We start from the raw sequence: 18,935 nt of genomic DNA on the forward strand, positions 1-18,935 counted from the left end.
ATTAACTGAATTATTGATGCCGATACAGTGAACAAATTAAAGAATCAATTGAGTTTTTCTACTAAAGCACTAGAAAAGCAACAGCAAGAATTGAGCAAAGTTCTATCTATCAATATTCTTTGATATACTTAATAATACTATATCTGCTCATCAAGAATTTAAAAGCAGTATTGATCAAAAACTAGATAAATATAGTAAAAAACTCTCTGAAAGTGCTGCTCATGTTACAGAGTGCAGCAATTTTAGTTTTCTAAAGAATATATGCCTAGTGGTATTATTCTCTGCAATCATATCAGGAGGCACTGCGTATTTAGGACCACTAAATTTCCAAGATATTTAACTGTCACAGGTGCGAATAACGTTACAATACAAGATTGTGATGTAAGTGTTTTAGGAAAAGCTAAAGATAACGACAATCTGATGGCAAAAATGACAAGGAAGGAATAGATTCAGAAGAATACAAGTCAAAGGGACGTCCCTTTGACTTGAGTATTAGGATTTGAGAAGCTGGTTAATTTCAGAAATAGAAAGTCCTGTAATACGAGAAACTTCAGGAATAGAGTAATTATTAGAAAGCATATTTTTAGCTACTTCATATTTTCCCTCATTTCTACCAATCTGCATGCCTTCATTTCTACCAATCTGCATGCCTTGAGCAATACCCTCATCAATATATTTATCAGCAATAGTTCTCATAAGTCCCTCTTGGTCTGCTTTATTTAGATGTTTTGCTATGATTTTAGCAAGCTCTACTTGTTTATCTTCAGAGACCTTAGCATCACTATACCATAATAACCACTTAATGTAAATAAAGCCATTCGCCTTATCTATTTCAATACTACTTGCGAATTTCTCAAGTAAGCTTTGCCATAGATTTAATATATCACGAGCCTTAATATGTTTGAGCATATACTCCATCATACCAAGATGCTTCTTTTTCTCCATTTCATCATCACTTTGTTTTTGTAAATCAACAAGTAAGTATTCATCTGACATTAAAGCTTTAGCAGTACTGCTATCTTCAAATAACTCCCAAAAGCTCCTTGGAGCATTATAAGGTTTATCATTTGCATATACTACTATAGGACATATTAGAGGGAGTTTATCTTTTTCTTGTTTGATATTATTCTTTTTATTTGCGTCTTTATGTCTTTCACATAATAAAAGCATATACTGCCAAAGTCTGAAAGCAATCCAGTAATCACTACTAGACTGGTGCTCTATAAGCATATATATGTAAGCTTTGTCATTATCTACACTATCAGCGGTACTATCTTTAACATTATCATTTTTTAAAAAAACAGAATAAACAACATCACTGAGTCTTTTTCTTAAGTCCTCAGTAACAAAGCTTTCCTTTTCTATTTTAACACTATTTAGATTAATTTTGTTCTTAAATGACACTGGTAAATAATGCTCTAGAAACTCACGAGCAGCTACAGGCTCACTCATGACCTTTTTAAATAACTCGTCATGTCTTGAACGCTCAGCAGAACCACTATGTTCTGAGTCTATTTGTTGTTGTTTACGATTATGTTCTTCATTAGTCATGCTTGCAAATCCTTATAACCTCATAGTCATTGTATGTTCTAACTCTAACTCTTTGCGAAGCTCTTTAACTTCTGCTTTGATCTTAGCAAAGGTTGTGCTATTTGTTTCTCATCTACAAAGCATGGTATATTATTTTGCATCTCATACTTCATGTATTTAAGCGGGCATGAATATTTCTTAGCTCCTACCATCACATGCTCATCATCTAATAACTGCTTAATATTCTCATTGTGATGATCCATATAATGTTTCTCACATGTTTTACTTAAATTCTTAAGCACATTATGACTATCAGAAGAGTTAAATTGATTTAGTATCTCGTAATCATTTAATATACCATGTTTTTGAGCATATACTACCATGTTATGCATATTAGTAATTAACTTATCTTGCTCGATAGTCTTAGCATTTGAGATCGCAGATAATAAACTATTATCATACTTCTCTGCATATTTAAGCTTGCCATCAAGAGACTTATAGAACTCATGCTCACGGCTAATTGCAGCTAACATTTCATCAGCTGTTTTAGCATGCTCTTGATCCTGCTGAATCACCTGATGCTGAGTCTCTAACTGATAACGCTCCAAACTGCTATCAAAATACTTATACGTATCTTCTAAGTCTTTACTATTTTCTGCTCTTGCTCTTTAATTAAATCATTATCCTTAATCTCGTTTAGCCTTGCCATATTCTCCTCATACTTTAGAAGCTGCTTATCTAAATTCACTACTTGCTCTATAGATTTACGGCGGCTAACGCTTACTCCAAAGATCGTACCTATTCCAATGCCAGGTAGCTTTCCAAGTATTGATGGATTAGATTGGATTTGTGAGATTAGTTCCTTTATATCTACATCAGCGTTAGCAGCTTTAACTGCTTCCCACTTCGTTATGATCTCTGTTACTTGCTGCTCGTAAATACGTCCTAAGTAATGAGGAAATAATGTTTTTACAAAATTCTCTTGCACTTGCTCCTCTTGCTTTAGATCACTTAAAGCTTTCTGATTCTCAAGCAAATCACATCTCTTTAGCTCTATTAATTCTTGATTATCAAATATATAGCTATCGATAGCTGAGAGGTTCTTCTGTAATCTTCTTATTAATTTACTTGCAGCTCTTATAGTATTAGAGGAAGGTTTTTGCTCTAATACTTGTCCATTACTTGCACTAACCTTGCTACCGTGAAAATCTAGCTTTTGTTGTACTAATTCTCTTTCTGCTAAAATCTCACCACTAGCATCTCGAACTACCATCATTAAATCTTGATACGCCTTGCATTGCAATTACCTATTGTGCTTTTTTGAGTTATATCTTTTAAATAATACTTGTATGTGTCAAAACCAGCATGTTTGCGTAGTGTCTCATAGTTAATATTAAGCTGAATAGTATGCTCTCCCATTAATATAGAACTGCTGGTGAATGTGGTATTGTCTTTGATTAGCTGAAGTCTAGTTGATATTCTACTAGCTATTTCCTCTAATTTCTCATCATACTTTGCTCCCTGCTCCTTGATCTCCTCAATCCGCTCTTCTAACTTAGCCCTACGATCTTCTAACCTACTAAAATTCTTCTCTCTAACTTCTACTTTGTTCTCACTTATTAATTTGCTCTTATCTTTCTTCTTGCGAATCAAACGCTTAAATTCATCTGCATTATCAGCATCAATTACACTGCTGTAACTGTCACAAATTAACCCTGCGTAATCTTTTAAAACACCTTTGTCTAATTTTAATTCTTCAAAGATCTCCTTCAGGTTCTCATAATCACTCTCTCTTAGGCAAACAGCAATGATTTTGCTTTGATGTTTGCTATCAAAGCTCCTTGAAGTTAATTTTAAGCTTGCCGTCACTATAGGTGACTCCTTTCATTTCCTTGCTATCTTGTTGACTACTGTGTGCACTCTCCGATTCTTCCTCTTTCACTCCTTTTACAATATTTTCAATTGTGTATTTAAAGCTATCCTCGCCATCAGCAAATACAATATTATATGGATCAATCTTTAAATCTTTGATGCCTAGCTCTAATTCAAAATCTATAACAGGACTTGTATCATCTCACTTGATACTCTTTAGATTAGTAGCTTGGGTAAGAATTGTACCGTATAATCTTGTGATATTGCCAGGGGATTCAGTATCGCTCTTCCACTCTCTTATCTTGCCGTGACACTCAAAGACTCGTGACCTTGCTTCTAAATAATCCTTGATGACTAACTGATTACCGTCTAATATGCCACCATTCTTATAGTCTATGGCAAAGCTATTATTTACTCTTCTGCTGACTGCAAGAGTTAAGCCAATTCGGTATTTCTTTTGGTGCATGTGTTTTATACGTTTTGCCATTCTCACTTTTTTTCTTTTCAGGTAGCATTTCATAGCTATTAATCTTAAACTGCTTTCTAATTTTTTCTACTTCACTATCAAGACGTTGATACACTATGTTTTCCAGCTCTTTTGCGGATGCATGAAGCTTAACCTCCTCCCTATGACGTGACATTAAGACTAAAAACGCCTCATATCCAATAGAACGGTCAAAATATACATGCATGCGATCTACTGTCTCACCTTGCAATTTGTAGCCAGTTAAAGCGTATCCATGATTTAACTTCACCCTTCTCTTATTGTTAAAGGAATCTAAAAATGTATTAATCTCGATTATATCCTTTGAACCATCAGCTTTATGTACTAGTACCCGTAAAACTCCATCACCTTTACTATTAGCACTGCTGCCAAAAGGATTTACGGATAATATTGTTCCAACTTCACCATTGCTTATGCCGTATCTTAAACTATTCTCTTCCAATACAACCTGGTCGCCTTTCATCAGCGGTATCAACCTACCGCCACTGCTAATTAATACCTCTCTGCCTTTTAATGCTCCGCTATGCTTTAGCTCATCTCTGACTCTTCTGTTAAACTCAGCTACCTTCTCGTTAGTGTATGCTCCAATTGCAATACTTCGCATAGCTATTAAATCATCTCGCTTAAGATTATCTATCTGCTCAGTATATTCTTTAGCAAATGATGATATTAAGCTAGTTTTAGCCTCTTCTTCATTATCCTTAATATTAAAAACATCTAAATTTCTATATATCTCAATTGCTTCATGCATCTGGAAGCGTCCCATTGCTTCGGTAGATTTCCTGTACTCTACTCTTTCCTGTCTTCTGACCTCTGTAAGCTTAACTCCCCATGCAATCTTGCGTGCTTTGTTAAATGCTCCAGTCATACCAACAGCTGTAAACTGGTTGTTATCTCCAACAAGCACTAATTTTGCCTTAGCTCTGAGTACCTCGTGGGCTAAATAGTCCATATTAGCAAGCTCTATCATACTTGCCTCATCCACAATCAGTACAGTCTTGCTATCAAGCACATCCCCGGTTTTGCCACTAAATACAGTATCGCAACCAATAGATTTTAAATATTCCTCCTCCTCATAATATTTACTGCTTAAATCTATCTTAAAATTCACTCCTCTTGATTCCTCTATCTTCTTACGTAGTAAGCCTGTATTATCGGCTTTTATACCGGCATTTCTGCTAAGTACCTTGGCAGATACGCTACTTGGACCAGTACCTACTACCTTAAATCCTGCATTCTTGTACTACCTCACTATCTCTCTCATCACGAAAGTCTTGCCTGCTCCAGGATTACCTTCTAGTACACTAATATCAGAGCCGTTACATCCTGATAAGATTGCTTCTATTTGCTCAGTACTGAACTCATGGTTTTTACTGCCAAATACATTAAGCTTTAAACCTAAACTACCTCCTATATTATCGTTAAATTTATTTTGTAGGTTTGCTCCTACTACATTTACCAAATCGCCTATTTGTTCTTTGAGACTATTTCTTTCTAAACTCTCAGCGTTAATATTAAGATTATGCTCTTCCTTAGCATTTAACTCTTCTATAGCAGATACATAACGACGCTCTAAATTCACTCTTGATTTCAAGGAGTATACTGTTCTACCCATCAAATCTTTTTGGTCCATCAGCTCTATTTTGTCTGATACAAGTAGCTGATTATATAACCTTAAAAACTCCTCTCCATATTCTTTGTTCAAATGCTCGATAGCCGGGTTGTGAGCTGTACTTGTTGCTGGATTATTACTTAAGCTTTTTGATGCATCTTCACTACTACCTTGCTCCTGAACTAATCCTTTTCCAAACGCCCTAATAGCTGCTTGTTCCTGAGTAATATTGCTGCCTTTTAATACTAAATGCACCATTAAAGCGTCCGATAATGCTATCGCTATATCTAAACACAGGTTTTGTATATGAAATACGACCAAATACTATCTCCGGATTCTCATATATCTTCTTTGCATTCTCAACTATTATTTCTTGATTCTTTGCCTCAAACTCAGTCGATTCCATATAATAACTAGCTCCTCTATGCTTAGTCGGCTCTTGATCTATACCCAGCCGCTTATACGACTTACTACTTACTCTAAATGGCAAACCTGCTTCTTCATACAGTTTATTAATTGCTATCTCACATTCTTCTCTTAGAAAATATAAGAATCTTGTACTTTCTAACTCCCTATCCTTTACCTTTCCAATTACTACTTCTCCATTCTCTAAACGCTCTAATCTTCTTGTGAAAAACTGAAAATGTACATGCGGATTATCAAGGTTATCGTAATGTATGTTAACGTCGCATACTATACCTCGTGATACCGAAATCTTACTTACACAATGAATCTAACAGAACCTGGAACAAATATATGTTGCTTGTGTTGATGGTCTTAAAGGTTTTCCAGAAGCAATAAATAGTGTTTTCCCGAGGACTATATCTCTATTGCTTCTTTAGATTCTTCAAGAGCCGTATATATTTGTGATGCCATATAGTAATAAAACCCCTCATCAGGTCTTAATTATATTGCTTTTCTATAAGAATCTAGGCTATCATGATATCTACCCTGCTTTTGCAGTATCTGACCAACATAATAATTTGCTTTCTCATTCCAAGGATTTAGCTGCAAGCATCTTCTAAAATACATTAATGCCTTATGATTGCCCTCTTCTCGTCCAAACCAATATCCCTAGCTCAAAATATCTACTCCATTTCTCGTCTTCCTGATCTTGTTGTGCTGATACCGATATTTTGCCTTCCTCTTTATTACTATTGGTTAAACACTGCTTGTTATTAGTCATATTATTACCTACTGTTACATCTCTGAAGTTTTCTGATGATTTTCCTCTCTAACTTATCTAGACTTTTATTGAATGCTGAATCTCCGTTATTTGACGAAGAACCCTGCTGCATAGAGGCATCGCTATTACATACACTGTTACTACTTGACTGCTTCTGCGTATTGTCCAAGCAAACATAATGTAATGCCGCTAAAGTAATACGCTACGTGATTATCAGGATGAGCTTTGATTACTGACTTAAAACAACATAATGCGGATCTATAGCACTTCTGCTTATCTGCAGTTTTTTTTCAGCAACAGTAATTGCTTGCCTAGCTTTAGCCATTCATCGTCAACTGATTAATACTGTGATTGTTTTAGAAGTAAATAATTCTGATAAAGATTGCTTATCATGTACTAATCTTGCAGCTTTAGGTTTTGTTATTTTGTATGAATGAGGTTTTGCAGCAACTCTTGTGACTTGCTAGACTTATGATAGCCAGCAGAGGCTAAAGTTTTGTGGGGACTAGCAAAACGGGCAGATACTACTCTACTATTATTGCCATCACATATATTATGTGTTATCATCATTATGACCTCATATTTATTTATGGGTTGTTATTTCACCGGTAGATGCTCAAACTTTGGTCAGGGAGAGTGTCTACCGGTTTTTTCTTTTCTGTAATAATTTCCTTTTTTTCTTATTAATACATTACATATAACTAATATTATATAAGCCTAAAACTAGAGTCAAGAAAAAGTTTACTTTATTACTAGTAATATTTTTTATTAGTAATAAATATTACTTTGTGTTTTAGTTTTTACACATTAAGAACTCTTTAATATATAAATTAACTAATATAACCGTACTCGAAAAACATTCTGTTGCTATATTGTTATATTATTTATATACTAGTAATAAATATTACTAATAATATTATCTATATGATATCTAAAATTTTTGCGGTAAGTAATCATAAAGGCGGCGTCGGTAAAACTACATCAACTATAAATCTTGGTGCTGCTTTAGCTTATAAACAGAAGAAAGTACTTTTAATAGACTTAGATCCACAGGCAAATTTAACAATAAGTTTGGGCGTAACAGACGTGAAAACTAGTGTATATGAGCATTTAAGAGGAAAAAACAATGTTGAACCTATAAAGTATAGAACTAATTTAAGTCTTTTACCTTCATCTCTTGATTTATCCGCTGCAGAAATTGAACTAAGTGCAGAACCTGGCAGAGAATACATATTAAAAGATATAATTAAGAAACTTCAAATGAATTTTGATTATATTTTCATAGATTGTCCACCTTCTCTAGGGTTATTAACAATAAATGCATTAACAGCTGCACAATATGTTATCATTCCTATGCAAGCAGAGTATCTACCGCTTCGAGGATTAGCTAAATTAACCGAAGTAATAGAGAAAATTCAAAAAAGATTGAATGATCAGCTACAAATTGGTGGGGTATTTTTTACTCAGTATGATTCTAGAAAAATTTTAAATAAAGATATTGCACATAGTGTGAGTTCATTCTTCTTAGAAAAGCTATTTGAAACAAAAATTTCCAATAATATAGCTTTAGCAGAAGCTCCTAGCCAAGGCAAAGATATATTCTTATACAATAAAAATTGCAAGGGAGCTATTGATTATAATACATTATGCGATGAAATGATAAAAAGAGGATTGTTTTAAATGACAAAAAAAAATTTTAAAACTGGTTTTGACGGTTTACTCACCAATAGTACTACTAACAAAATAAAATGTGATGCTCAAGAAACATTAAGGGCTACTTTTGTGGTGAACGCTGAGCAATTAGAAAAATTAAAAGCAATATCATACTGGCAACGAAAAAAAATTAAAGATACTGTTGAAGATGCATTTAATTTTTATATAAATGATTATGAAAAAAAGAATGGCTTAGTTAAGTTAAGAGAATAATATCATTATTTTTATATGTAAAAATATTTAGTATTCTAATACAATATTTTATTTGACAAACAAAAAAATATTCATATATATTAAAATCTAATAAGGTATTTACTTAAAAAAGTATTCACAATGACTGTAACTGTAGAAGAATTTAATAATAAAGATAGAGAAGAGCAAATAGTAACTTTGCGAATTCGAAAAAATATAGTTGAGCTTGTAGATAAAGAAAGGTCTAAATTTTCTTCTCCAAGAAGTTCGTGGATTACTCAGGCAGTGGTAGAAAAATTAGAACGATTAGGATATGAAATAGAATAAGTCAGGGTTAAGTCCTAGAACTACAATCCCAAGACTTAACAACTTATAAAAGCTTTCGCACGGCTTTATAAGTTTTATAGTACACCTTTTTACATAAAAGTCAAGGGTTTTAGGTACTTAGCTCCATAAAAGGAGCATAAAATGCAATTATTTTATCCACTTGGATTACAAAGTGAGAATATAGGTATACATAAATACCTTGACACCACAAAGAATCAATCATACATCCCAATAACTGGGTGTATCTTATCGCATATATTATCAAGCAAAGAGTTATCTTCTCTTGAGAAGATGTACTATATTCTAGCTGATTCTCTTTCTTGCATTAACTTCAATAAAGGACGTAATAGATCTATATCTCTGCCTGCTACAAACTGGGCAGAAAGACTATCTTGCTCTAAATCTGAAGTGTTTGTTCTGCAGAAATCCCTTGAAGATAAAGGATATTTCATTATTCATAGAGATAAGAACGATCAAGGACAGAATAAACGTAACATTATTACCACGACAATACCTGATAAGGTTTTTAATAATCTTAAATATGAACCCGATAGGTTTGATCTATGTGATATAGATAATACAAAAACACATCACTCTAGCTCAGATAAGTTAGATGCTATAGATCAAATCTATCTACCTACCATAGAGGGTAAAAGACAACATCTTGAAAAAACTAAGATGTTTATAAGAGTTCCTTATGAGTTCTTGAAGCAATTAAATTCTAATTGTAGCATTTCTGCAACATCTAAAGTTATAATACTATATCTTTTTACTAAGATTTATAAATCTGTCGCTAATAAGTACAAGCCTGATGATGTTTTAACTCATAATTCATGCTCTATTGTTACTTCTTATCAGGAATTACAGAAAGAACTTAAATTACATAGGAATTCTATTTCTAAAACATTAAGGACTTTAGAAGATAATAATTTTATTACACGAGATCAGTTAGTGATAAAAAGCAATGATGATTATGGTAGCAGATCTGATAAATCTTTATGGAAAATATCACTACTTGATGTTACTATAATTAATGATGCTGATCATAAAGATAAAAAGCAACAACTAGTAAAAAGTGATGCGAACACAAAAATACACACTTACGATCAAGCAAGCGATATAGATTTAGAACAGATCCTAGAATCCTCTAAAGAATGGGAATGCACCAAATATGACCCTTCCTGCATTGATTCTGGTCAATTATATAATAAAGACTTCATATTAGAGAACAAGTATATTAAAGATATAGATTATATAGATGCAAATCATCTTGATTTTAAAAATTCATCTATAAATAATTTATCAGATAATCTTCAATTAGAGAAAAATTCTAAAAAAGAATTTTTGGAAAACGAGCAAAACTCGTTTTCATCTGAATCTTATAATAATTCTTATTTCTTTAGTGATTATGAGGGAAAGTCAATAAACTGTGATACTACTCAGTTTGACTTTTTGGATAGAGCAAACCACACCAATAAGCAAGAATTTTTAGAAACATCAGAACTTAAACAATCTTACTTTAATACAAGCTCTGAACGTATATCTAAAGCCATCAATGGTATATCTGTAAAAGAAAGAGTGGTAATTAATCCTACTGGACAAAAATCAAATGCAGGTGCTACACCCACCATTAAGAATACAGAACATAAAAAAGCATTAAGGCATTTCCACCCTCTATCATGGCAAGATGTAGATACACTCAACTTCAGAGCAAATAGAGAATTCAGTACTAACTTCGTAAATCAGTTACTGCTAAAGCTTTATATCAAATATCCCGAGAAGAGATTTAAGAACAAATTTACATTCTTAAGCTACATGGAAAAAATACTAAAGAACGAGAAGCATCAAGGACTGCTTGTTAATCACACAACATTTAGATTTAGCTGTAACATAAATGCAGAAGAGAAGAACATACTTGAATATGAAAGATTCCTAAGTGAGATAGAAAATTCATTAGATACTAGTAAAGAAATGCAGGTCAAGAAGAAGATAGCAGGGAGGTTTAGCACAAGGCATGCATATGAGATACTGACACAAGTAGAATTTAAGACAAACTATGATAATAGCTTTATAACTGCACTAATACCAAGCCAGCTAGATGATTTAAGCGAGCGACAAATAGAGATCTTAAGCGAGCAGCTAGAAGCAGTATATGGTATGAATGGGTATTATGTACAGGTGGTAGAAGACGTAGGATATGATGAACAGGATAGAGCAAAAGGAAATGGAATAGAGAGAAAAGAGGCAATGATCTGTCCTAAAACTACAACATCAGATATTATCTCTAATAGCACACCTATTGGTATCTTAGTAGAAGGTGGTGTAATAGATACGATGGAATCAAATACGACGTGGACGCAAATCAGAGAAGGGCTGATTAATGAGTTAGGAGTAGATATTGACAAGGTTTGGTTTTCTAAAGCAGAAGCTAAGGAGTGCAGAGATACTGCAATACTGACACTTACCATGCCAACAAAATTTATGGCTGATTGGGTGTGTAATAACTATTCGCATGCTATACGAAGATTTGCTGGTAGTGTAGGAATTAAAAGAGTGGAATATGGTTGTAGGTAATATATAACATCAAAAAGAAAAAGAAATTTAACTAGATATCTTTTAAAGATGTAGAGTTTTTAATTGTTTTTTATACTAAAAAGTATCATACTACAAAATAGTAATACTATTGTGTGTCATTATGCTAAATAGACAGTTAAATTTAAATCTTCCAAAAGGGAAAAGCTTGTTTTTATAGGGAGCTCGTAAAACAGGAAAATCAACCTACTTAAAAAATGTTTTCCCAATAGCTTTTATATAGATTTATTAAATCATAGTACCTTTTTAAGATATAGCAAATCTACGGGAATATTGCAGGGAGAGATTGAAGCTCATAGTGATTTATCAGAGCCGTATTATAGATGAAGTGCAAAAGATACCGGAAATCTTAGATTAAGTACAGTTCCTCATGGAGAATAATAAGAATATCTCTTTTGTCTTATGTGGATCAAGTATGTGTCGGCTAAAGCATACCGGTTCAAACCTTTTAGGAGGAAGGGCTTGGAGATAATTATTTTGACCGTTATGTTATCCTGAATTACCCAAGTTTAATCTCTTAAAAGTATTTAATTATGGGCTATTGCCTGAACATTATTTATCTTCTCCCGTTCCTATAAGAAATTTAGAAGGTTATGTAGTTGATTATATTATACCGAAAGTTCAATGGGAAGGGCGAATTCGTAATTTAGGTGCTTTTTCAAGATTTCTTAAAGTAATAGCGTTTAGTCATGGAGCAATTCTTAATTATTCAAATATAGCACGTGAATGTCATGTTAATATTAAAACCGTACAAGGTTATACGGAATTGATGTGTGATATGTTACTTGGCTATGTTATTCGTCCTTTTACTCCTAAAACTTCACGCCAATTAATTATTAGTAGTCCTAAATTCTATTTCTTTGATACTAGTATACCTTTATATTTACTTCAAAAGGAAATAAAGCTACTTAAAGGAGCAGATGCCGGTCATGCTTTTGAACATTACATTTTTCTTGCACTTAAAGCATATCAAGAATTAAATAAAAAGTGTTATGATATCTCTTATTGGCGTACTAAAAGTGGAGCTGAAGTGGATTTTATTGTTGGAAAAGGCGAGGTAGCAATAGAAGTAAAAATTAATTCTTCTATCCAAAAGAAAGAATTAAATGGTATCATGGAATTTACAAAAGAATTTAATCCCAAGCATTCTATTGTAGTTAGTCTTGAAGAAAATAAGCGTATTATAAAATCTGTCGATCAAAAAATCGTAATATATCCGGTAGAAGAATTTCTATCAGATTTATGGAATGGGCTATTATTTTAGTTCTTTATAATTGACTGCAAAAGAAAGATTAACAGCAATAGTAGTTTTACCGACGCCGCCTTTATGATTACTTACCGCAAAAATTTTAGATATCATATAGATAATATTATTAGTAATATTTATTACTAGTATATAAATAATATAACAATATAGCAACAGAATGTTTTTCGAGTACGGTTATATTAGTTAATTTATATATTAAAGAGTTCTTAATGTGTAAAAACTAAAACACAAAGTAATATTTATTACTAATAAAAAATATTACTAGTAATAAAGTAAACTTTTTCTTGACTCTAGTTTTAGGCTTATATAATATTAGTTATATGTAATGTATTAATAAGAAAAAAAGGAAATTATTACAGAAAAGAAAAAACCGGTAGACACTCTCCCTGACCAAAGTTTGAGCATCTACCGGTGAAATAACAACCCATAAATAAATATGAGGTCATAATGATGATAACACATAATATATGTGATGGCAATAATAGTAGAGTAGTATCTGCCCGTTTTGCTAGTCCCCACAAAACTTTAGCCTCTGCTGGCTATCATAAGTCTAGCAAGTCACAAGAGTTGCTGCAAAACCTCATTCATACAAAATAACAAAACCTAAAGCTGCAAGATTAGTACATGATAAGCAATCTTTATCAGAATTATTTACTTCTAAAACAATCACAGTATTAATCAGTTGACGATGAATGGCTAAAGCTAGGCAAGCAATTACTGTTGCTGAAAAAAAACTGCAGATAAGCAGAAGTGCTATAGATCCGCATTATGTTGTTTTAAGTCAGTAATCAAAGCTCATCCTGATAATCACGTAGCGTATTACTTTAGCGGCATTACATTATGTTTGCTTGGACAATACGCAGAAGCAGTCAAGTAGTAACAGTGTATGTAATAGCGATGCCTCTATGCAGCAGGGTTCTTCGTCAAATAACGGAGATTCAGCATTCAATAAAAGTCTAGATAAGTTAGAGAGGAAAATCATCAGAAAACTTCAGAGATGTAACAGTAGGTAATAATATGACTAATAACAAGCAGTGTTTAACCAATAGTAATAAAGAGGAAGGCAAAATATCGGTATCAGCACAACAAGATCAGGAAGACGAGAAATGGAGTAGATATTTTGAGCTAGGGATATTGGTTTGGACGAGAAGAGGGCAATCATAAGGCATTAATGTATTTTAGAAGATGCTTGCAGCTAAATCCTTGGAATGAGAAAGCAAATTATTATGTTGGTCAGATACTGCAAAAGCAGGGTAGATATCATGATAGCCTAGATTCTTATAGAAAAGCAATATAATTAAGACCTGATGAGGGGTTTTATTACTATATGGCATCACAAATATATACGGCTCTTGAAGAATCTAAAGAAGCAATAGAGATATAGTCCTCGGGAAAACACTATTTATTGCTTCTGGAAAACCTTTAAGACCATCAACACAAGCAACATATATTTGTTCCAGGTTCTGTTAGATTCATTGTGTAAGTAAGATTTCGGTATCACGAGGTATAGTATGCGACGTTAACATACATTACGATAACCTTGATAATCCGCATGTACATTTTCAGTTTTTCACAAGAAGATTAGAGCGTTTAGAGAATGGAGAAGTAGTAATTGGAAAGGTAAAGGATAGGGAGTTAGAAAGTACAAGATTCTTATATTTTCTAAGAGAAGAATGTGAGATAGCAATTAATAAACTGTATGAAGAAGCAGGTTTGCCATTTAGAGTAAGTAGTAAGTCGTATAAGCGGCTGGGTATAGATCAAGAGCCGACTAAGCATAGAGGAGCTAGTTATTATATGGAATCGACTGAGTTTGAGGCAAAGAATCAAGAAATAATAGTTGAGAATGCAAAGAAGATATATGAGAATCCGGAGATAGTATTTGGTCGTATTTCATATACAAAACCTGTGTTTAGATATAGCGATAGCATTATCGGACGCTTTAATGGTGCATTTAGTATTAAAAGGCAGCAATATTACTCAGGAACAAGCAGCTATTAGGGCGTTTGGAAAAGGATTAGTTCAGGAGCAAGGTAGTAGTGAAGATGCATCAAAAAGCTTAAGTAATAATCCAGCAACAAGTACAGCTCACAACCCGGCTATCGAGCATTTGAACAAAGAATATGGAGAGGAGTTTTTAAGGTTATATAATCAGCTACTTGTATCAGACAAAATAGAGCTGATGGACCAAAAAGATTTGATGGGTAGAACAGTATACTCCTTGAAATCAAGAGTGAATTTAGAGCGTCGTTATGTATCTGCTATAGAAGAGTTAAATGCTAAGGAAGAGCATAATCTTAATATTAACGCTGAGAGTTTAGAAAGAAATAGTCTCAAAGAACAAATAGGCGATTTGGTAAATGTAGTAGGAGCAAACCTACAAAATAAATTTAACGATAATATAGGAGGTAGTTTAGGTTTAAAGCTTAATGTATTTGGCAGTAAAAACCATGAGTTCAGTACTGAGCAAATAGAAGCAATCTTATCAGGATGTAACGGCTCTGATATTAGTGTACTAGAAGGTAATCCTGGAGCAGGCAAGACTTTCGTGATGAGAGAGATAGTGAGGTAGTACAAGAATGCAGGATTTAAGGTAGTAGGTACTGGTCCAAGTAGCGTATCTGCCAAGGTACTTAGCAGAAATGCCGGTATAAAAGCCGATAATACAGGCTTACTACGTAAGAAGATAGAGGAATCAAGAGGAGTGAATTTTAAGATAGATTTAAGCAGTAAATATTATGAGGAGGAGGAATATTTAAAATCTATTGGTTGCGATACTGTATTTAGTGGCAAAACCGGGGATGTGCTTGATAGCAAGACTGTACTGATTGTGGATGAGGCAAGTATGATAGAGCTTGCTAATATGGACTATTTAGCCCACGAGGTACTCAGAGCTAAGGCAAAATTAGTGCTTGTTGGAGATAACAACCAGTTTACAGCTGTTGGTATGACTGGAGCATTTAACAAAGCACGCAAGATTGCATGGGGAGTTAAGCTTACAGAGGTCAGAAGACAGGAAAGAGTAGAGTACAGGAAATCTACCGAAGCAATGGGACGCTTCCAGATGCATGAAGCAATTGAGATATATAGAAATTTAGATGTTTTTAATATTAAGGATAATGAAGAAGAGGCTAAAACTAGCTTAATATCATCATTTGCTAAAGAATATACTGAGCAGATAGATAATCTTAAGCGAGATGATTTAATAGCTATGCGAAGTATTGCAATTGGAGCATACACTAACGAGAAGGTAGCTGAGTTTAACAGAAGAGTCAGAGATGAGCTAAAGCATAGCGGAGCATTAAAAGGCAGAGAGGTATTAATTAGCAGTGGCGGTAGGTTGATACCGCTGATGAAAGGCGACCAGGTTGTATTGGAAGAGAATAGTTTAAGATACGGCATAAGCAATGGTGAAGTTGGAACAATATTATCCGTAAATCCTTTTGGCAGCAGTGCTAATAGTAAAGGTGATGGAGTTTTACGGGTACTAGTACATAAAGCTGATGGTTCAAAGGATATAATCGAGATTAATACATTTTTAGATTCCTTTAACAATAAGAGAAGGGTGAAGTTAAATCATGGATACGCTTTAACTGGCTACAAATTGCAAGGTGAGACAGTAGATCGCATGCATGTATATTTTGACCGTTCTATTGGATATGAGGCGTTTTTAGTCTTAATGTCACGTCATAGGGAGGAGGTTAAGCTTCATGCATCCGCAAAAGAGCTGGAAAACATAGTGTATCAACGTCTTGATAGTGAAGTAGAAAAAATTAGAAAGCAGTTTAAGATTAATAGCTATGAAATGCTACCTGAAAAGAAAAAAAGTGAGAATGGCAAAACGTATAAAACACATGCACCAAAAGAAATACCGAATTGGCTTAACTCTTGCAGTCAGCAGAAGAGTAAATAATAGCTTTGCCATAGACTATAAGAATGGTGGCATATTAGACGGTAATCAGTTAGTCATCAAGGATTATTTAGAAGCAAGGTCACGAGTCTTTGAGTGTCACGGCAAGATAAGAGAGTGGAAGAGCGATACTGAATCCCCTGGCAATATCACAAGATTATACGGTACAATTCTTACCCAAGCTACTAATCTAAAGAGTATCAAGTGAGATGATACAAGTCCTGTTATAGATTTTGAATTAGAGCTAGGCATCAAAGATTTAAAGATTGATCCATATAATATTGTATTTGCTGATGGCGAGGATAGCTTTAAATACACAATTGAAAATATTGTAAAAGGAGTGAAAGAGGAAGAATCGGAGAGTGCACACAGTAGTCAACAAGATAGCAAGGAAATGAAAGGAGTCACCTATAGTGACGGCAAGCTTAAAATTAACTTCAAGGAGCTTTGATAGCAAACATCAAAGCAAAATCATTGCTGTTTGCCTAAGAGAGAGTGATTATGAGAACCTGAAGGAGATCTTTGAAGAATTAAAATTAGACAAAGGTGTTTTAAAAGATTACGCAGGGTTAATTTGTGACAGTTACAGCAGTGTAATTGATGCTGATAATGCAGATGAATTTAAGCGTTTGATTCGCAAGAAGAAAGATAAGAGCAAATTAATAAGTGAGAACAAAGTAGAAGTTAGAGAGAAGAATTTTAGTAGGTTAGAAGATCGTAGGGCTAAGTTAGAAGAGCGGATTGAGGAGATCAAGGAGCAGGGAGCAAAGTATGATGAGAAATTAGAGGAAATAGCTAGTAGAATATCAACTAGACTTCAGCTAATCAAAGACAATACCACATTCACCAGCAGTTCTATATTAATGGGAGAGCATACTATTCAGCTTAATATTAACTATGAGACACTACGCAAACATGCTGGTTTTGACACATACAAGTATTATTTAAAAGATATAACTCAAAAAAGCACAATAGGTAATTGCAATGCAAGGCGTATCAAGATTTAATGATGGTAGTTCGAGATGCTAGTGGTGAGATTTTAGCAGAAAGAGAATTAGTACAACAAAAGCTAGATTTTCACGGTAGCAAGGTTAGTGCAAGTAATGGACAAGTATTAGAGCAAAAACCTTCCTCTAATACTATAAGAGCTGCAAGTAAATTAATAAGAAGATTACAGAAGAACCTCTCAGCTATCGATAGCTATATATTTGATAATCAAGAATTAATAGAGCTAAAGAGATGTGATTTGCTTGAGAATCAGAAAGCTTTAAGTGATCTAAAGCAAGAGGAGCAAGTGCAAGAGAATTTTGTAAAAACATTATTTCCTCATTACTTAGGACGTATTTACGAGCAGCAAGTAACAGAGATCATAACGAAGTGGGAAGCAGTTAAAGCTGCTAACGCTGATGTAGATATAAAGGAACTAATCTCACAAATCCAATCTAATCCATCAATACTTGGAAAGCTACCTGGCATTGGAATAGGTACGATCTTTGGAGTAAGCGTTAGCCGCCGTAAATCTATAGAGCAAGTAGTGAATTTAGATAAGCAGCTTCTAAAGTATGAGGAGAATATGGCAAGGCTAAACGAGATTAAGGATAATGATTTAATTAAAGAGCAAGAGCAGAAAATAGTAAAGACTTAGAAGATACGTATAAGTATTTTGATAGCAGTTTGGAGCGTTATCAGTTAGAGACTCAGCATCAGGTGATTCAGCAGGATCAAGAGCATGCTAAAACAGCTGATGAAATGTTAGCTGCAATTAGCCGTGAGCATGAGTTCTATAAGTCTCTTGATGGCAAGCTTAAATATGCAGAGAAGTATGATAATAGTTTATTATCTGCGATCTCAAATGCTAAGACTATCGAGCAAGATAAGTTAATTACTAATATGCATAACATGGTAGTATATGCTCAAAAACATGGTATATTAAATGATTACGAGATACTAAATCAATTTAACTCTTCTGATAGTCATAATGTGCTTAAGAATTTAAGTAAAACATGTGAGAAACATTATATGGATCATCACAATGAGAATATTAAGCAGTTATTAGATGATGAGCATGTGATGGTAGGAGCTAAGAAATATTCATGCCCGCTTAAATACATGAAGTATGAGATGCAAAATAATATACCATGCTTTGTAGATGAGAAACAAATAGCACAACCTTTGCTAAGATCAAAGCAGAAGTTAAAGAGCTTCGCAAAGAGTTAGAGTTAGAACATA

General features: G+C 33.7%; 21 protein-coding genes and 2 pseudogenes. 13 read left to right on the forward strand and 10 right to left on the reverse strand.

Going from position 1 to position 18,935, the window contains the following annotated elements; translation table 11 throughout:
* Positions 1-492 precede the first annotated feature (492 nt).
* The 9 genes and pseudogenes from D6968_RS03600 to D6968_RS03630 all read right to left on the reverse strand — a co-directional run bounded on the left by D6968_RS03600 (position 493) and on the right by D6968_RS03630 (position 6,705).
* Positions 493-1,551, reverse strand: a complete 1,059-nt coding sequence (locus D6968_RS03600; protein WP_121543465.1) for an Rpn family recombination-promoting nuclease/putative transposase — start codon at positions 1,549-1,551, stop codon at positions 493-495.
* Positions 1,552-1,595: 44 nt separating this feature from the next.
* Positions 1,596-2,138, reverse strand: a complete 543-nt coding sequence (locus D6968_RS05985; RefSeq protein WP_245969270.1) for a hypothetical protein — start codon at positions 2,136-2,138, stop codon at positions 1,596-1,598.
* Positions 2,139-2,167: 29 nt separating this feature from the next.
* A complete protein-coding gene (locus D6968_RS03610) occupies positions 2,168-2,806 on the reverse strand; it encodes a hypothetical protein (protein WP_245969268.1) in 639 nt (212 codons plus the stop codon).
* Positions 2,806-3,399: a hypothetical protein gene (locus D6968_RS05270; RefSeq protein WP_121543429.1), complete on the reverse strand. Its 594-nt coding sequence runs from the start codon at positions 3,397-3,399 to the stop codon at positions 2,806-2,808. The genes D6968_RS03610 and D6968_RS05270 overlap by 1 nt, the downstream gene beginning before the upstream one ends.
* A gap of 205 nt (positions 3,400-3,604) precedes the next feature.
* Complete coding sequence (locus D6968_RS05275; RefSeq protein WP_177717282.1) at positions 3,605-3,868, reverse strand: hypothetical protein; 264 nt, start codon at positions 3,866-3,868, stop codon at positions 3,605-3,607.
* Positions 3,810-5,087 (reverse strand): annotated as a pseudogene (locus D6968_RS05990) (AAA family ATPase); the annotation flags it as partial. The pseudogene D6968_RS05990 and the gene D6968_RS05275, both read right to left, overlap by 59 nt.
* A 63-nt stretch (positions 5,088-5,150) precedes the next feature.
* The gene (locus D6968_RS05995; protein ID WP_245969266.1) at positions 5,151-5,777 is read right to left on the reverse strand and encodes a hypothetical protein; all 627 of its coding nucleotides are present in this window, start codon (positions 5,775-5,777) and stop codon (positions 5,151-5,153) included.
* The gene (locus D6968_RS06000) at positions 5,722-6,252 is read right to left on the reverse strand and encodes a MobA/MobL family protein (RefSeq protein ID WP_342767357.1); all 531 of its coding nucleotides are present in this window, start codon (positions 6,250-6,252) and stop codon (positions 5,722-5,724) included. The genes D6968_RS05995 and D6968_RS06000 overlap by 56 nt, the downstream gene beginning before the upstream one ends.
* A 306-nt stretch (positions 6,253-6,558) precedes the next feature.
* Positions 6,559-6,705 carry a hypothetical protein gene (locus tag D6968_RS03630; RefSeq protein WP_177717285.1) on the reverse strand — a complete coding sequence of 49 codons (147 nt, stop codon included), beginning with the start codon at positions 6,703-6,705 and terminating at the stop codon, positions 6,559-6,561.
* Positions 6,706-7,629: 924 nt separating this feature from the next.
* Between D6968_RS03630 and D6968_RS03640 the strand changes: the two genes are divergently transcribed.
* The 5 genes from D6968_RS03640 to D6968_RS05440 all read left to right on the forward strand — a co-directional run bounded on the left by D6968_RS03640 (position 7,630) and on the right by D6968_RS05440 (position 12,793).
* Entirely contained in the window at positions 7,630-8,385 is a 756-nt protein-coding gene (locus D6968_RS03640; protein WP_245969288.1) for a ParA family protein, read from the forward strand.
* Positions 8,386-8,631: a hypothetical protein gene (locus D6968_RS03645; protein WP_121543467.1), complete on the forward strand. Its 246-nt coding sequence runs from the start codon at positions 8,386-8,388 to the stop codon at positions 8,629-8,631.
* 120 nt (positions 8,632-8,751) lie between these two features.
* Positions 8,752-8,937: a hypothetical protein gene (locus D6968_RS03650; protein WP_121543469.1), complete on the forward strand. Its 186-nt coding sequence runs from the start codon at positions 8,752-8,754 to the stop codon at positions 8,935-8,937.
* 141 nt (positions 8,938-9,078) lie between these two features.
* Positions 9,079-11,511, forward strand: a complete 2,433-nt coding sequence (locus tag D6968_RS03655) for a DnaA N-terminal domain-containing protein (protein WP_121543471.1) — start codon at positions 9,079-9,081, stop codon at positions 11,509-11,511.
* Positions 11,512-12,070: 559 nt separating this feature from the next.
* The gene (locus tag D6968_RS05440; RefSeq protein WP_245969289.1) at positions 12,071-12,793 is read left to right on the forward strand and encodes an ATP-binding protein; all 723 of its coding nucleotides are present in this window, start codon (positions 12,071-12,073) and stop codon (positions 12,791-12,793) included.
* Here D6968_RS05440 and D6968_RS03665 read toward each other — a convergent pair.
* Positions 12,785-12,889 carry a ParA family protein gene (locus D6968_RS03665; protein ID WP_245969292.1) on the reverse strand — a complete coding sequence of 35 codons (105 nt, stop codon included), beginning with the start codon at positions 12,887-12,889 and terminating at the stop codon, positions 12,785-12,787. The two genes, D6968_RS05440 and D6968_RS03665, sit on opposite strands and share 9 nt — an antisense overlap.
* 924 nt (positions 12,890-13,813) lie before the next feature.
* On the opposite strand from D6968_RS03665, the gene D6968_RS03675 reads away from it, so the two are divergent.
* The 8 genes and pseudogenes from D6968_RS03675 (at position 13,814) to D6968_RS06020 (ending at position 18,923) form a co-directional block, all read left to right on the forward strand.
* The gene (locus D6968_RS03675) at positions 13,814-13,960 is read left to right on the forward strand and encodes a hypothetical protein (protein WP_177717285.1); all 147 of its coding nucleotides are present in this window, start codon (positions 13,814-13,816) and stop codon (positions 13,958-13,960) included.
* A gap of 360 nt (positions 13,961-14,320) precedes the next feature.
* Positions 14,321-14,797, forward strand: coding sequence for a MobA/MobL family protein (locus tag D6968_RS06005; protein ID WP_245969305.1), 477 nt, complete (start codon positions 14,321-14,323; stop codon positions 14,795-14,797).
* Positions 14,742-15,368, forward strand: a complete 627-nt coding sequence (locus tag D6968_RS06010) for a hypothetical protein (protein WP_245969266.1) — start codon at positions 14,742-14,744, stop codon at positions 15,366-15,368. Before D6968_RS06005 ends, D6968_RS06010 begins: the two co-directional genes overlap by 56 nt.
* Positions 15,369-15,431: 63 nt before the next feature.
* Positions 15,432-16,709, forward strand: a pseudogene (locus D6968_RS06015) (AAA family ATPase); the annotation flags it as partial.
* On the forward strand, positions 16,651-16,914 hold the full coding sequence (locus tag D6968_RS05280; protein ID WP_177717282.1) for a hypothetical protein: 264 nt from the start codon (positions 16,651-16,653) through the stop codon (positions 16,912-16,914). The pseudogene D6968_RS06015 and the gene D6968_RS05280, both read left to right, overlap by 59 nt.
* 205 nt (positions 16,915-17,119) lie before the next feature.
* Complete coding sequence (locus D6968_RS05285) at positions 17,120-17,713, forward strand: hypothetical protein (RefSeq protein WP_121543429.1); 594 nt, start codon at positions 17,120-17,122, stop codon at positions 17,711-17,713.
* On the forward strand, positions 17,713-18,351 hold the full coding sequence (locus D6968_RS03695; protein ID WP_245969268.1) for a hypothetical protein: 639 nt from the start codon (positions 17,713-17,715) through the stop codon (positions 18,349-18,351). Before D6968_RS05285 ends, D6968_RS03695 begins: the two co-directional genes overlap by 1 nt.
* Before the next feature lie 29 nt (positions 18,352-18,380).
* Complete coding sequence (locus tag D6968_RS06020; protein WP_245969270.1) at positions 18,381-18,923, forward strand: hypothetical protein; 543 nt, start codon at positions 18,381-18,383, stop codon at positions 18,921-18,923.
* The last annotated feature ends 12 nt before the right edge of the window (positions 18,924-18,935 follow it).

It is taken from the genome of Candidatus Rickettsia colombianensi (assembly GCF_003664375.1).
Lineage (GTDB): Bacteria > Pseudomonadota > Alphaproteobacteria > Rickettsiales > Rickettsiaceae > Rickettsia > Rickettsia tamurae.